The 15,426-nt window shown below is 72.0% G+C and carries 7 protein-coding genes and 1 pseudogene; 3 read left to right on the top strand and 5 right to left on the bottom strand.

Annotated features, from left to right (window positions below):
• Positions 1–7,731: hypothetical protein (locus G011_RS30275; protein ID WP_036553123.1), on the bottom strand; the 7,731-nt coding region annotated here is incomplete at its 3' end.
• Between the two features lie 263 nt (positions 7,732–7,994).
• Positions 7,995–8,420 (bottom strand): annotated as a pseudogene (locus G011_RS33050) (helix-turn-helix domain-containing protein); the annotation flags it as partial.
• A 460-nt stretch (positions 8,421–8,880) separates the two neighbouring features.
• On the opposite strand from G011_RS33050, the gene G011_RS30270 reads away from it, so the two are divergent.
• Both G011_RS30270 and G011_RS0126080 read left to right on the top strand, forming a co-directional pair.
• Positions 8,881–9,267 (top strand): YbaB/EbfC family nucleoid-associated protein, encoded by a 387-nt coding sequence (locus G011_RS30270; protein WP_081643033.1) that lies wholly within the window; start codon positions 8,881–8,883, stop codon positions 9,265–9,267.
• Positions 9,268–9,323: 56 nt separating this feature from the next.
• Positions 9,324–9,713 (top strand): hypothetical protein, encoded by a 390-nt coding sequence (locus G011_RS0126080; RefSeq protein WP_019611040.1) that lies wholly within the window; start codon positions 9,324–9,326, stop codon positions 9,711–9,713.
• 282 nt (positions 9,714–9,995) lie between these two features.
• Here G011_RS0126080 and G011_RS0126075 read toward each other — a convergent pair whose 3' ends face one another.
• Positions 9,996–10,940 carry an SDR family oxidoreductase gene (locus G011_RS0126075; RefSeq protein WP_019611039.1) on the bottom strand — a complete coding sequence of 315 codons (945 nt, stop codon included), beginning with the start codon at positions 10,938–10,940 and terminating at the stop codon, positions 9,996–9,998.
• 254 nt (positions 10,941–11,194) lie between these two features.
• Here G011_RS0126075 and G011_RS0126070 point away from each other — a divergent pair, with 254 nt between their 5' ends.
• On the top strand, positions 11,195–12,034 hold the full coding sequence (locus tag G011_RS0126070; protein ID WP_019611038.1) for a helix-turn-helix transcriptional regulator: 840 nt from the start codon (positions 11,195–11,197) through the stop codon (positions 12,032–12,034).
• Between the two features lie 30 nt (positions 12,035–12,064).
• Here G011_RS0126070 and G011_RS0126065 read toward each other — a convergent pair whose 3' ends face one another.
• Together G011_RS0126065 and G011_RS0126060 are read right to left on the bottom strand one after the other, a co-directional pair.
• Positions 12,065–13,321: an extracellular solute-binding protein gene (locus G011_RS0126065; RefSeq protein ID WP_026338674.1), complete on the bottom strand. Its 1,257-nt coding sequence runs from the start codon at positions 13,319–13,321 to the stop codon at positions 12,065–12,067.
• 37 nt (positions 13,322–13,358) lie between these two features.
• A complete protein-coding gene (locus tag G011_RS0126060) occupies positions 13,359–15,344 on the bottom strand; it encodes an ABC transporter permease subunit (RefSeq protein WP_019611036.1) in 1,986 nt (661 codons plus the stop codon).
• Positions 15,345–15,426 lie beyond the last annotated feature (82 nt).

Genomic DNA, 15,426 nt, shown 5'->3' with positions numbered 1-15,426 from the left:
GAACACCTCGGTCTCACCGATGCGCAGGACACCGGGCACGTTGGCGCCGATGGCGCGGCCCACCAGCGAGGCGAGCTGTTCGGCGTCGGCGCGGTCACGGGCGAAGGTGGCCCCCTCGGTGTCCTTGTAGACCGCCTGCGCGCCGTTGGCGAAGCGCATGAGGGTGGTGCTGCCGTCGGAGCCGTCCTCGACGAGTCCCTGCTGGCTCACCACGTCGAATCCGGTGGTTTCGGCCAGGTCCTCGACACCGGCGAAGGTCCCGTTCCACAGCATGAGCGCCGCGATCCGCTCGTCCTGGTCACCGTCCCGGGCCTGCGCGGGTTCCTCGTCGTACTCCGCGGCGGAGGGGGCAGGGGACTCGGCGGGGTACCCGGAGACCTGTGTTCCCTCGGGGTAGGTCGGGTCCGGGGTTTCGGCGACCCCGCCGTCGTTCGTGTCCGCGTACTGACCGGAGCTGCCGGCCTCCGCCCGGTGGCGGTGGTGGGGACGACGGTGGTCGCCCGCCATGAAGACCTGGGTCCGTGCGTCCTGGGCGGTGTGGTGCCCGATGTCCTCAAGGCGGTACCGGTAGGCGAGGTCGGCGACGACGTCCTCGACCGTCGGGGGGTGGTTGCCGTCCTTCTTGTCGGCGGCGACGAGCGCGCCGAGGTCGGGCCCGGTCGGAGGGTTGCCGCCCCACGGGTCGTCGGGGTCGGCAGGGGCCGGTTCCTGTGCGTGCGCCGCCGGTGCGGGGGCGTAGAAGTCGTCCTCCGGGTCATCGGCGGGGTCGTCGGTCCGGGGCGGATCCGTCTCCCGGGCGTGGGGCGCTTGGGACAAGGGCGAGGGGTTGAGCGTGCTGCTGAACAGTGCGGTGAAGTCCTGGTGGGGCGGCGTCGTGGAGGGTTCTGCGGTGGTGGATCCCGCCGTCGGTGAGTTCGGGGCGGGGGACGGCCGAGAGGGCTCCCCCCGCTCCGGCGCGTCGGGGTCGGTGGCGGCGGTGCCGTGGTCGTCGGAGAGGTCACGGGTGCCGTCCCCGTGGTGGTCGGCGGGCGGGGTCCCCCGCCGGGTGCGGTTTCCCGAGCCGGCCCCGCGGCGGTCGGAGGAGCCGCCCGTGGAGCGGTCCGTGGCGGTGGCGCCGCTGTTCCCGGTTCGCGGCCGCGCGGAGGGCTCGGCGCGGGCACCGGTGCCGCCGCCTGTCGGTGGTGCGGGCGGGTCGTCGTCGCGGGGGCCGCGATCGCGACGGGCGGGAGGATGGTCGTCGGCGTCGTAGAGGTCGTCGTCGCTGTCGGAGTTGTCCTCGCCGTCGGAGCTGTCCTCGCCTTCGTCGTTGTGCGACTGCGGTTGGGGTTGGGGGTACGGGGCCGTGGGGGCGAGGCCGGCGGCGGCGGCGACGGCGACGGCGTCCCCGGGAGCGTTCAGGTTCAGGGTGGCGACGACGCGGCGGACGTGTCTGGTCACCCTCTCGCGGACGTTCTCGACCGACGTGTTGCGGATGTTCTCGGTCACCGCGCTGTCGTGCGTTCTGACGTGCGCGACGATCTCGTCGATGCTCAGCCCCGCGCCCAGGTGGACGAAGACCTCGAATTGGGGCTCGTTCAGCCTGTCGATCTGGTCGACGGCCCGGCTGGTCTGCTCGAAGGTGAGTTCGGGGGTCGGTTCGGGGCGGGGGGCGGCCGCGCGGGCCGGGCCCCGGCGGGTCGGTTCGGGGCGGGGGGCGGCCGCGCGGGCCGGGCCCCGGCGGGTCGGCTCGGGGCGGGTGGCGGTCGCGCGGGTCGGTCTCCGGCGTGTCGGCGCCGGCGGTTCGGTGGCCGTCGCGCGCAGGTCCTCCCGTGCGGAGGCGAGGTCGGGTGCCTCGCGGGCGGCGGCGGTCATCTCGTCGAAGTCGAGCATCCCGAGGCGGTGGACGAGTTTTCTGGGCTGGTCCTTGAGCGTGATCGGATTCAGGTCGGTCTGCTCGGCGATCTGGTCGGTTCGATACCCCTCGGCCAGGTGGACGAGGATCCGGCGCTGGTCCGGCCGGAGGAAGCGGATGCGGGTGAGGGCCCGTTGTCTGCGCTGGTCGGGTGTCAGATCGCCGGGGTCGGTGTCGTCGGCGAGCCCGGCGGCGACGGCGGCGTCGACCACTCCCGCGCGGTCGCTCGCATGGAGGCCCAGGGAGTTGGTGATGCCCCTCATGACGATCATGAATCGTGTGCGGGGCCAACCGGGTCGGGCGGTGATCTCGGCTTCGGTGCGCCCGGCGCCCAGGGCGGTGAGGAGTTCGAACTCGGGGTCGCTCAGGGTGGTGATCCGGTCGATGGTCCGGGCCCTCTGCTCGGCGGTGGGAGCGGAGAGCCGTGGGCCCTCCAGCCCGGTGGCGAGGGCCGCGTCACGCATCTCGTTCCGGTTGAGCACCCCGAGGCGGCGGACGAGGCGGGCGAGGAGGTTGTTGGCACGGGTGGCGGAGCCGTTGACCCCGCTCGGGTTCGAGGGGAGCCTGGCGATGTCGCTGGGGCTCAGCCCGCTCGTGAAGTGGGTGAGGAGTTCCCGCTGGTCCGCGGGCAGGAAGCGGATGCGGGTGACGGCCCGTTGTCTGCGCTGGTCGGGTGTCAGGTCGCCGGGGCCGGAGTCGTCGGCGAGTCCGGCGGCGACGGCGGCGTCGACCACTCCCGCGCGATCACCCGGTGGCAGCCCCAGGGCGTCGGTGATGCCGCTCAGGGCGGTGGTGAATCCGCGGAGCGACCAGCCGTGCCGGGCGGTGATCTCGGCGTCGGTGTCCCCGGAGCCCAGGGCCACGAGGACCCCGAACTCGAATTCCCCCAGGTCGGAGATGCGGTCGACGGCCTGTCCCCGCTGCTCCTCGGTGAGCGCGGGGAGCGTCGGGGCCTGGAGTTCGGCGGCTCGGGCGGCGTCGCGCGCCTCGTTGCGGCCGAGCACCCCGAGGCGGCGCACGAGGTCGGTGAGGAGGGCACCGACCGAGTCCGGGTTCGAGGAGGTCCGTTGGGCGATCTCCCCGGGCTTCAGCCCGTCCGCGACATAGGTGAGCGCCTGGTGCTGGTCCTGCCGGAGGAAGCGGATGCGGGTGAGGGCGCGTTGTCTGCGCTGGTCGGGTGTCAGGTCTCCGGGGTCGGAGTCGTCGGTGAGCCCGGCGGCGGCGGCGACGGCGGCCACTCCCTCGCGATCGCCCGGTCGCAGTCCCAGGGAGTCGCTGACGCCCCTCATGAGGGTGGCCAGTCTCTGGGATCTCCAGCCGTGCCGGGCGGTGATCTCGGCGTCGGTGCGCCCGGCGCCCAGGGCGACGAGGAACTCGAATTCGGGGTCGCTCAGAGTGGTGATCCGGTCGACGGCACGGGGCGCCTCGTCGTCGGCGGGCGCGGAGGGGCGGCTCGTCCAACCGGCGGCTCGGGCGGCATCGGCCACCTCCTTGGCGCGGAGCACCCCGAGACGGTACTTCAGACGGGAGAAGAGGTTCTCGACCGACTTCCTGTGCGTGCCGCGCAGAACGGCGATCTCCCTGAGCGTCTTCCCTTCCAAGTAGTCGGTGAGGATCTGGTCGTGGTCCTTGCGCAGGAAGTGGATGCGGGTGAGGGCTCGTTGTCCGCGCTGGTCGGGTGTCAGGTCTCCGGGGTCGGAGTCGTCGGTGAGTCCGGTGGCGGCGGCGACGGCGGCCACCCCCTCGCGGTCCTCCAGCGACAGGCCCAGAGAACGGGTGAGACCGCCCATGACGACCGTGAGTCCGGAGGGCGTCCAGCCGTGCCGGGTGATGATCTCGGCGTCGGTGCGCCCGGCGCCCAGGGCGACGAGGACGTCGAACTGGCTGCCGTGCAGTTCCTTGACGGCCCTGACCGTTCGGGGGTCGACCGGTACGGCGGTGCCGGGTCCGCCGTCGGAGGCCCCCGCCGGCCGGGGGACGGGAGCGGTGGCGCCGGAGAGGCCGGACGGGTCTCCCGCGTCCACCTCGCCCGGCTCCGGTCCCGGTACCCGGTCGTCCGGCGGTCCGAGGCGGTCGGTCCCCGGGAGGTCGTGGGCGTCACCGGCGCCGGTGAGCAGGGAGGGGTCGATGCCCACCGTCTCCGGGTCGTAGAAGGCGAACGGGTCCCCTGTTTCCGCGTCGTCCAGGTCCAGGTCGTCCAGCAGGCCGATGGGGTCGGTCTCCATGCGGTCGGGGGCGTCGTCGGCGGCGGTACCGAAAGGGTCCGCGGCGCCGGTCGTTTCCGTGTCGCGGAGGAAGGCGAACGGGTCTCCTGTTTCCGCGTCGTCCAGGTCCAGGTCGTCCAGCAGGCCGATGGGGTCGGTCTCCATGGGCTCGGGGGTGTCGTGGGCGGCGGTGAACGGAGAAGGTCCGTCGTCGGACTGCCCGGTGGCGGCGGACGGGGCGGGGTGCGGCAGATAGCCGTGATGGGCGTCGCCGGAGGGGCTGGGACGGTGGCCGGGGGGCGGGGTCCAGTGGCCGGGAACGATCTCGGCCTCGATGAACAGCAGGTTCTCGGCACGCTCACCGGGGATCGGCTCACCGGTTCGGGCGTAGGCGGCGTGGATGTACAGGCGCGCTCCCCGGGCGCCCAGCACCCGCCCCGGGGAGGCCGGGCGGATGTGGGCGGCGGGATAGCCGCGGGGGATACGGAGCATGACGTAGGCGGGTGCGCGCTCGACGGCGCGTGTGCCGAAGGTGCCCCAGATGTAGTGCGGAAGGTCCACCACGGTGCCCGCGACGCGGTCGGGGTCGCCCGGGGCGTGGGGGTCGATGCCCAGTCGGCGCAGGAGCGTGTGGTCGGCGCCCAGGTGCGCGGTGATCGCGACGGGCAGGGCTGCCGTCCCCAGGGTGGTGTCGATGTCGGAGACGATCCATCCGAATTCGTCGCGGTCGTCGGGAGCGACGTCGCCGGTGGCCAGGCCGTTCTCGACCATGTCGCGGGCGTGCTCGTTGTACTCCCACAGGGAGTGGGCCCGGTCGGTGGTGGTGTCCAGGACGTGGGCGGCCCGGGTCGGCTCCGGGCTTCCCGGTGTCGTCACGACCGTGGGCAGGGCGCGCTCGGCCCACTGGTCGGCGGCCTGGTCGTCGGTTCGGGCGCGGACGGTTTCGCCCATGCCGGTACCGGGGGTGTGGTCCCGGTCGCTGCCGTGCCAGGGGACGGTTGCGGGGATAGGGCCGACCTGCCCACCACCGGAGCGGTGGTGGGGCGCGTCGGGGAGGTGTTCGGGGTCGCCGGAGCCGTCATCGCTGTCGGTGCTGTCGGAGTCGTCGCTGTCGACGTCCATCGTGAAGACGGGGGTGCCGTCGGCGGTGAGGCGTCCGATGGTGTCGAGGTCGTGGGAGCGGTAGCCGGGGTCGGTGAGACCGGCGATGGCCTCCTCGACCGTCAGGGGCCCTTCCTTGGCGGTCTTGGGGTCGGCGAGAGCGCTGAAGTCGGGTGTGGTCGGGGGGTTGCCGTTCCACGGGTCGTCGGGGTCGGCCGGTTCCCCTGGGGGCGCCGTCGGCGCGGGGGCGTAGAAGTCGTCGTCCGTCGTGCCGTACCCGCGCGAGGGGGCGTCACCGGCATCGTCCTCGCTGCCGTGCTCCGCGCTCCTGCGCCCGGGAGGGGAGTCGTGATCCGACTGCGCGCGGTCTCCGGAGGAAGCGTGGTCGGAGGATCGGGATGGGGCGGCCCGTGGCAGGTGGCCCGCGTCGGAGTCGCCGTGCTCGGGGGTCGTCGCGGACGGCTGACCGGCGTGTGCGGAGGGTGTGCGTCCGTGGTCGGGGGGAGACGGGAGAACGGGGGACCCCGACACGGCGCCGTTCGCGTCGGCGGCCGGGACGGGGCTGTGCTCCGCGCCGTTGTGTCCGCCCGGGACGGCGGGGGAGAAGGCGCCGGATGCGCGGATCGGGGGTTCGCCGGTGGTGTGGGTGTCCGTGGTGGCCGGTGCGCGGGTACCGGCGTGGTCACCGGTTCGGAGGTCGCCACGGCCGTGGACCGGGTCGGCTTCGGAGGGACGCCGGCCCTCCGGTGCGCCGTGTCCGGACGGGGTCGGCTGCACACCGGCTGGGTTCCGCGAGCCCGCGGGAGTGGCGTGACCGGGGCCGGAGACGGTGTCGGCGGTAGGGGCGGGTGTGGGGGCGGAGGGGTTGTCACCGTAGAGGACGTCGTCACCGTCGAAACGGCCGTGGGACGCGTCGTCGCCGGCGGGACGCGGTGCGTTCCGGCCTACCTCGTCCGCGCTGGTGACGAGGGGATCGGGGATGTGGGACCACGAGTCGTAGGGTGCGGTACCGGTGGTGTCGACGTGGTCGGAGGGCGCGGGCCCGTCGAAGGGGACGTGGTCGGTACCGAAGTCCCGGCTCGTACCGGGGACGGGGTCGTCGTCCGCACGGTCGTCCGCGGTGCCGGTGGGGGGCACGGGGAGCGCGGACGGGGGTCGGTGGAGGTGGTCGACGGCGGACAGGGCTGTGTCGACGGTGACGTTCTGGAAGGTGGATTGGAAGGCGCCGGCGGTGGCGGAGTAACCGTTGGCCTGCCAGCCCTGATCGGTGAGCAGGGCATTGGTGGTGCCTTCGCCGAGGTAGCCCTCCAGGGCGCCGGACGCGGCGCCGGTGGAGACGATCTCGGCTTTGACGGCGGGGCGCGTCATGTAGTCGCCCATGCCCTGGGTGAGGGTGGTGGGCACGGTCCTGGCGAGGTGGGTGCGAGTCGTGGACGGCAGAGGGGTGGCGTCCAGGAGGTCGGCCAGGCGGTGGGTGAGGTCGGGGCGGCCCCAGTGGGCCATGAGGGTGTCGGCGTAGTCGTTACCCAGAGCGCGGGCACCGGTGGCGCCCAGGGCGGAGCCGTAGTGGGTGGCGAAGACGTCGGCGAGGTCGTCGCGGAAGTCGTTGTTGACGAGGGGATTGTCGAAGGCGCTCTTGCCGGCGGGAGGGTTGAAGGTGGCGGCGAGATCGCGTTCGTACCCGGTGAAGACGTCGGCGAGGTCGCGGTTGATCCCGGGGCCGGGGACGGGGTGGGGAACGGCGGCGTCGGGTGTGGTACCGGCGCGGGTGAAGGGAGGGGGATCGAGACGGGGAGGCGGGGGGATGTCGGCCAGGGTGTCGAGATTGGTGCGCAGCAGGTCGCGCACCTGGTGGCTGAAGAGGCCGTCCACGACGCCGGAGAACCCTGCGGAGATGAGACCGGACAGCCCCGCGCCGCCATGGGTGAGACGGGTCAGCTCCTTGTCGTGGAACCTGCGGGTGCCGGCGTCGATCTGGGCGCGTTGGATGATGGAGTCCAAGGACGCGAAGAGTTGCTCGGTGATCTGGTGGGAGGGGGCGGTGAGCACAAGCCAGGTGAGGACGCGCTGGATGGCGACGGAGCGGATGTACTGGAACCAGGGGATCAAGGCGCGCGAGGCGCCCATGGTCCACTGCGCCATGGCGATGCACCAGGCGATCTCGAGGAGGAGCTGGGTGAGCTGGCCGTAGGCCATTCCGTACGTGTACTCGGCGTTGGCGGCGCCGTCGCCGAGGGCGGTGGACGCCTTGCGGGCGGTTTTGGCTCCGGCGCCGATGTAGTCGTTGTCGTCGGCGGTGAACTGGGCGATGGAGGCCTCGTAGTAGCCGGCGGCCACACCCGAGAAGTCGGTGCGGACTTTACCGCGGACCAGGTCGAGGAAGTCCTTGACTTCCTCGAGGTTCGCGGCGACGTGGTCGTTGTGGGCGGCGAGTCGGCGCATGGCGGCGGGGTCGGCTGAGGGGATCTCCATTCCCAGGAGCCACTTGGCGGTCTCACGGACCCACTCGGCGGTGTCGGAATCGAAAAGAGGCATGCGGGAGACCGTTCCTTCCATCGCTGCTTTTCGCTAGGCCACGAGGGGTTCTTGTCGTGGGCCCACTCTTCGCCGGTGGAACGGCGGTACGGGCACGCCACCCGACACGGTGGGTTTTCGTTGGTTTCCTCTGCCAATGTATATGGCTTTGTGCCCGTTTGTGTTGTGGTGGTGATTCCGGCGCAGCGATGCGACGGGGCCGCGAGTACTCCACCTGCCCTTGGCGACCGGTGGGACGTTCGTGGCGCCGGTCGTGGCAGCGGTGTGTCCCCGGTGAGCGCCACACCGAGCGGACTCTGGCGCAGGGTCTCCCCGAGTTCGGTGACGATCTCGGCGGGAGTGTCGTCCAAACGGTCGAGGATGCGCAGCAGGCCGGGGCTGATGTGCTCACTGTCCGCGCCGCGGGCGGGCGGGTTGTGCCCGGCGAGACGGAACATGTGGTCGCGCTCGTCCAGTGACAGGTGCAGTCCCTGTGCGATGGAGGTGATCATCTGCACGGACGACTGGGGTCCGCGCTCCCGCTCCAGGCGGGTGTAGTAGTCGGTCGACATGTGGCAGAGCGCGGCGACCTCCTCGCGGCGCAGCCCGCTGGTCCTGCGGCGCGACCCGCGCGGGAGACCGACGTCCTCGGGTTGCAGCGACTCCCGGCGGCGTCGCAGGAACGTCGCCAGTCCGGCCCAGTCGATCACGGCCGTCTCCTTCTCGCTCGGTGCTCCGTCGTCTCTATCCGTCGGCGGGCTCTGCCGGCCGCGTGCCGTTGAACCCTCTTCCCCCCTGCGAGAGCGGAAACTGGTCCTCCGCGTCCTCGGATCGGGAGTCCCTGTATAACCGCGGCCGACTCCACGACAGTGGACCCCACACCACGGCTGGGACGCGGACGATGCTGCGCAGGGCCTGTTGACACCCCCCGGCCGGATCGGCCCGGCACGCGTTCCGTCGTCACCGGAGCGTGCCACGGCACCGGGCCCGGCATCGCGGCTCGACCGGCCTCCACCCGGTCGTACCAGGCCGGAGCCGACCGGCCCGAGTTCCCCCGGTCGGCGGAGACCGAGCGGGTGTGCGGCGCCTCGTCTGCGCGGAACGACACGGTCCGGGGCAGGCCGCCACCCAGCGTGGCCGAGGACAAGGGCAGAAGGAGTGGTACGGACGATGAGCGGCTGGGAAGCATGGAACGAACGAGAGCTGGATCGGCTTCGGCGGACGCTCCGCGAGGTGGAGGACGCCGGCGCGAGCCTGGAGCAGGCGACCGAGGAGGCCGTGTCCAAGAACCGCCTCGTCGCGGCGACGGTGAACGCGAGCGGTGAACTGGTCGATTTGAAGTTCAACACCCAGTCCTATCGGAACATGGCGCCCACGGAACTGGCGAGCACCATCAAGGACGTCGTGAATCGCGCGCGGGGACAGATGGCCGACCGGGTCGAGGCGCTCTACCGGCCTTTCGCTCCCGAGAACATCGTCGTGGGCGACGTCGTGAAAGGGGCCTTCGACATCCGCGAGCTCTTTCGCGGACTCGACGTGGAACCGCCGCTGCGGTAGCCGCCGAATGCGGAATCCGAATTTCACCGAGGTACACGCATCTGCCGGGAGAGACCATGCCGAGACACGACGGCTATGGCAGCAACAGCAATTCCGACGACTCCCTCTACGTCGCGTCGGACGAATTGGCGCGCGACGGACAGTACATCCACGAACCGGCCGACAGGATCGAGGCATTGATCGAGTGGTACGAGGCCGGGCGCCGGTCCCTGGGGGCGCCGCCTTGGGGCGAGGGCGACGACTTCGCCAAGCAGATGAACAACGTCATGCAACCGTTGGAGGAGAACCTCATGTTGTACCTGAGGATCCTCAGCCTCGGCCTGCGCCAAGCCTCCGACGGCACCGTGGCCACCGCGAGGAACTACAGGGCCACCGAGGAGCACAACATCGACGCGGTCCGGCGCCTCGACGGCAGCGCTCCCGAGGACGGCGGGGCCCGACGGTGACGCACCACGTGTGCCCGTCCGGGGCGGTCGGCGGCGCCTCCGTGTGAGGAGGCGCCCGCAGTGACCGGAGACGTGGACTCGATTCACCGGCCGGACCGCATCCCGCTGAACCGGATGCCCGCGGTCCTCCCCCGGGCCAGCTCCGAAGCGGCGCAGGAACAGGTCGGTTCCGGTGGCCCTGTCCCATGCCGGGCACGCGCCCCGGCGCGGTGTCACGCCGCCCGAGGCCTCGGCTCCACGATCGACTGCGTCGCCCGCCGCACCGCCGCCGGGGGCGCGCGGTCAGGCGGCGGGGATGGCGGTCCCGGTGAGCTGCTCGGAGACCCGCCAGACCCGCTCGGCCTCGTCGACGCCGCGCAGCGGGGTGTAGAGCCGCTGCTCGGCGGGCGGGCCGCCGAGGTTGCCGGGGCCGCCGGGGCTGTAGAGCGCGCCCGGCTTGGCGGCCGGGTCGGTCGCGGCCACGAGGGCGGGCAGCTTCGCGGTCTCGACGGTGCCCGCCAGGATGCCGCGGGCCGAGAGCGCGCGGATCAGCCGCACGCCCAGGGTGTCCCGGTCGCGGCCGATCTCGGGGCGGGCGGCCAGGAGGCTGGTCGGGGCCACCCCGGGGTGGGAGAGGTTGCTGGTGATGCCCCATCCGCCAGCCCTGCTGCGCCGCTCCAGTTCGAGGCCGAACAGCCCGAACGCGATCTTGGACTGGCTGTAGGCGCGCATGCCGTCGTAGGAACGCTCCCAGTTCAGGTCGTCCCAGTTGACGGCGCCCCGCCTCGCGGCGATGCTGACCTGCGACGTGACGCGGGCGCGCCCCGCGCGCAGCAGCGGCAGGAGGCGGCCCACCAGGGCGAAGTGGCCGAGGTGGTTGGTGCCGAACTGGACCTCGAAGCCGTCCGCCGTGGTCTGCCGGTCCGGCGGGGTCATCACACCCGCGTTGTTGATGAGGATGTGGATCGGCAGGCCCTCCTCGCGGAGCGTGTCGCCGAGGGCCGCGACCGAGGCGAGGGAGGACAGGTCGAGGTCGCGCAGCGAGACCCGGGCGTCGGGGTGACTCCGGCGGATCCTGGCGATCGCGTCCTCGCCCTTGCGCGGATTGCGGACGGGCATGATCACCTCGGCGCCCGCGGCGGCCAGCCTCATGGCCATCCCCAGGCCCATCCCGTCGCTGGCGCCGGTGACGAGCGCGCGCCTCCCGGTCAGGTCCGGCACGGTGATGTCGATGGTTCGACGCGGCATGGCTCTGCTCCCTCGTGTCCTCACGGACGCGCGTTCGGACGGTCCCCGTTCCCTCCGTGCCTGGTGCACGGTGCGCAGGAACGATCCTCCGCCCAAGGCGGGGGCGGTAACCACGGCCTCCCGATCCCAGGATCGGCAGGTCACCCCTCGCGCCTCTTCCACCTCCTCGACGGTAAGGGGGGATCGGCGGTCCGTGGTTACCGCCGCGCGCGCAAGGTAGACACGGAGCAGCACCACTGGGAAGAAGGAGTGCCGTGATCGATCGCACCGGGCTGGCCGAGTTCCTCCGCACCCGCCGGGAGTCGCTGCAACCCGAGGACGTCGGGCTGCCGCGCGGGTCGCGCCGCAGGACCAGCGGACTGCGGCGTGAGGAGGTCGCCGCGCTGTGCCACATGTCGACCGACTACTACTCCCGGCTGGAGCGGGAGCGCGGACCGCGGCCGTCGGGCCAGATGCTCTCCTCCATCGCCCAGGGGCTGCACCTGTCACTGGACGAGCGCGACCACCTGTTCCGCCTGGCCGGGCACAACCCGCCCCCGCGCGGCACGGTCAGCGACCACGTCAGCCCCGGCCTGCAACGGGTCCTCGACCGCCTGGACGACACGCCCGCGGAGATCGTCACCGAACTCGGCGAGACCCTGCGCCAGTCCCCGATGGGCGTGGCGCTGACCGGGGACACGACGCGGTTCACGGGGCCCGCCCGCAGCTCGGGGTACCGGTGGTTCACCGATCCCGACTCCCGGAGGATCTACGCGCCCGAGGAGCACCCGTTCCTCACCCGCATGTACGCCTCGGGTCTGCGCGAGATCGTCACCCTGCGCGGCCCCGGCTCGCGGGCCGCCCACCTCGCCGACCTGCTCCTGGACCGGAGCGAGGAGTTCCGGCGGGTGTGGGAGGACCACGAGATCGGTGTGCGCCCCCACCACGTCAAGCACTTCGTGCACCCCGAGGTCGGTCCCCTGGAGCTGAACTGCCAGAGGCTGGTCGACCCCGGCCAGGCCCACTCACTGCTCGTCTACACCGCCGTCCCCGGCAGCGAGAGCCACGACAGGCTGCACCTGCTGTCGGTCATTGGAGCCCAGGCGCTGGGCTGAGCGGTCCGCCACCACGCCGACCCCCGCCCGTCACGGGCCGGAGGTGGCGATGTCCTGGCCCCTGTCCAGGACGGCGCGCGGATCCCCGTCCGGGGCCACGGCCGTGCCCAGCTCCCCGGCCATCGTGCCGCGCAGCTGGGCCCAGACCGGTTCGTAGGTGGGGTCCAGCCGGGCCTCGTGGATCTGCTCGACGTACTGCCCCACGTCGGGGTCGTCGCGGAACTCCTCGACGCCGGACTCCGTGGTCGGCAGCAGCCCCTCGACCTCCAGGTAGGCGGTGTAGTTCTCCGGTTCGTAGAAGTAGTCGAGGAACTCGGTGACCAGCTCCTGGTTGCCGGGGTTGTCGAAGGCCACCAGGTAGTCCTGGATGCCGTGGGTGGAGGGCTCGGCGCCGCCGTTGGTCGGGTGGGTCGTCGTGCCGTAGTCCACGCCCGCCTCGTGCACCGGGTCCAGGAACGCGCTGCCGCCCAGCGGCGCGTACACCATGGCGGCCCTGCCCTGGGCGAAGAGCGGCCACGTGCCGTCGGGGCGGTTGGTCTGCCCGGGGTTGGGCTGGGTGGCGTCGTGCTCCACCACCAGGTCCCGGAGGAACTCCAGCGTGGCGACGTTGCGGTCGCTGTTGACCGCCCACTCGCCGTCCTGCTTCCAGCCGCCGCCGTTGGAGCGCGCCCACGTGCCGAACTCGTAGTCGCCGCCGTCGAAGCCCAGCGCCAGCGCGTAGGGGACGTGGTCGCCGGGGAGCGCCTTGACGCGCTCCACCGCCTCCAGGAACTCGTCCCAGGTCCGCGGGGGCTCGCTGATCCCGGCCTCGGCGAAGATGGTCCGGTTGTAGTACATCGCGTTCACCGTCGCGACGAACGGCAGGGCGTACTGCTCGCCCTCCAGCGAGGCGTTCTCGGCCAGGACCGGGACGAAGTCGGCGAACTTGTCCTCGGGCAGCACGTCCCGCGCCGGGTGCAGCAGGCCCGCCTCGGCGTAGTCGGCGAAGAGGTTCGTGTTGAGGATGTCGGGGAACTGCCGGGTCTGCACCATCGTGTTGACCTGGTTCTGGAGGTTGTCCCAGCCGATCACCCGCAGCCGGACGCTCGTGCCGGGGTGGTCGGACTCGAAGTCCTCGATCAGGTCGGTCCAGTAGGGCTGGGTCCCCTCGGTGTACTGCGCCACGACCAGTTCGATGGTGTGCGGGTCCCCGCCCCCGTCCCCACCGCACCCCGCGGCGAGCAGCGCGGCCGCCGACAGCGCGGCGGCCAAGGCGGTGGCCCGCGGTCTCTGTCTCCATCTCCTCATCGACTACCCTTCCCTTCCGCCTCCCGGCGGGGACGCGTCAACGAACACTGCCCGTGCTCAGGCCGCTGACCAGGTACTTCTCGATCAGGGCGAAGAGGACCACCGTGGGGACGACGGCCATCAGCCCGGCGGCGAAGAGGTACTGGTAGTTCGTCTCGTACAGGCCGATGAACTGCTGGACCCCCACGGTCAGCGGCACCCTGCCCTGCGAGGGGTCGTTGAACAGGGTCAGCGCGACGATGAACTCGTTCCACACCTGGATGAAGGTGAAGACGACCACCGTGATGATCCCCGGCGCCGACAGCGGGACGACGATCCTGAGCATGGTCCGGAAGCGGCCGAGGCCGTCCATCATGGCCGCCTCCTCGGTCTCCCTCGGGACCGCCCGGAAGTGGGTGTTGAGGATCCACACCGCGAAGGCGATGTTGAAGGCGGAGTTGACGGCGATGATGAACCAGTAGGAGTTCACCGCGCCGAGGAAGAGCGCCTCCCGGTACAGCCCGATGATGAGCGCCACCGCCGGGAACATCTGGGTGATGAGGATCAGGCCGAGGAAGGCGCCCCTGCCGCGGAAGTCGGAGCGGGCGACGGCGTAGGCGGCGGGCGCGGCCACGGCGAGCACGACCAGGGTCGAGACCCCGGCGACGGTGAGGCTGACCCGGAAGTACTCCGCCAGCGGGATCCGGCTCCACACCTCGACGTAGTTCGACCACGCCCAGTCCCGGGGCAGGTAGGTCGCGGGGACGGCGAACAGCTCCGCGTCGGTCTTGAGCGAGCCGAGGAACATCGCGGCGTAGGGGGCGAGGAAGAACAGGGCGACCAGCGCCCCGACCAGGGGGAGGACGGCGCTCCTGACGCGGCGCCACACCCGGCCGCCCGCGTCCGCCGCCGGGCGCAGGAGCGGAGCGCACGCGCTCGCCGCGCGCCCGCGCAGGGACGACCACGAGCGCGCGGCCCGGCCGGTGAGCGAGCGGACGCCGCCGGGCACCGCCGAGGCCAGGACGCGGCCCGCCCGGTCGCGGCGGCCCGGCCGCAGCAGCCAGGCCAGGAACGCGATCAGCCCGACGAGGAAGACCACGTTGAGCACCGCGAGCGCGGCGGCCTCGCCCGGGTCCAATTGCTCCTTGAAGGCGATCTTGTACATCCACGTGACCGTGGTGTCGGCGTGGTTCCCGGCGATCGAGCCGGTCATCACCCAGATGAGCGTGAACGCGTTGAACACGTGCAGCATGTTCAGCACGAACGCCACCAGCAGTGAGGGGCGCAGCAGCGGCAGGGTGATGTGCAGCCACCGGTTCCAGGCCCCGGCGCCGTCGATCCTGGCCGCCTCGTGCACCTCGGTCGGGATCGTCTGGAGACCGGCCAGCAGGACGTAGGTCGTGAAGGGGACCGACGTCACGACGCCGACGACCATGATCGAGGCGAAGGCCGTGGCGGGGTCCTTGTACCACTCGTGCGGTGCGTCGAGGATCGACAGGTCCATCAGCAGGCGGTTGACCAGGCCGTTGCCGCCCTCCAGCAGGAACCGCCAGACCGTCGCGGTCATCACCAGGGAGGCCGCCCAGGGCACGACGACGGAGAGCCGTACGAGTCGGCGCCCGCGGAACTCCTTGGTGAGGAACTGGGCCAGGGCCAGGGACACCAGGAGCGTCACCCCGAGGACGACCACCAGCCACGCCAGCGTGTTGGCCACCACCCCGGGCAGCGCGGGCTCCCCCAGCAGCCGCCGGTAGTTGTCCAGCCCCGTGAACCCCTGGATCTGCCCGATCCGGTCCACGGCCAGGAAGGACAGCCAGACCATGTAGAGCGCGGGGAAGACGATGACCAGGCCGATGAGGGCGGTGGCGGGCAGTAGCCAGCGCGTCGCCGACGTGCGCCGCCACAGGTCACGGGCGGGCCGGGGCGGGGTCTCCCCGGAGCGGCCGCCGGGGCGGTCGGGACCGCCCGTGCGGCCCGGCGGGGGGAGCGGGGCGCGTTCGCGCTCCGCGCCGACCCCGCCCGTGGGCCGCGCGGTGTCAGCCATGTCCGTTTCGGGTGTACGCGAGAACCATGGTGAGCGCTCCCTCCGGTAGTCGATGAGTGACCATCGTCACGTTCTGGTTGAT

The organism is Nocardiopsis sp. CNS-639 (genome assembly GCF_000381685.1).
Classification (GTDB): domain Bacteria; phylum Actinomycetota; class Actinomycetes; order Streptosporangiales; family Streptosporangiaceae; genus Nocardiopsis; species Nocardiopsis dassonvillei.
Note: the sequence above shows the minus strand (reverse complement) of the source record. Positions and strands in the feature narration are given on the sequence as shown.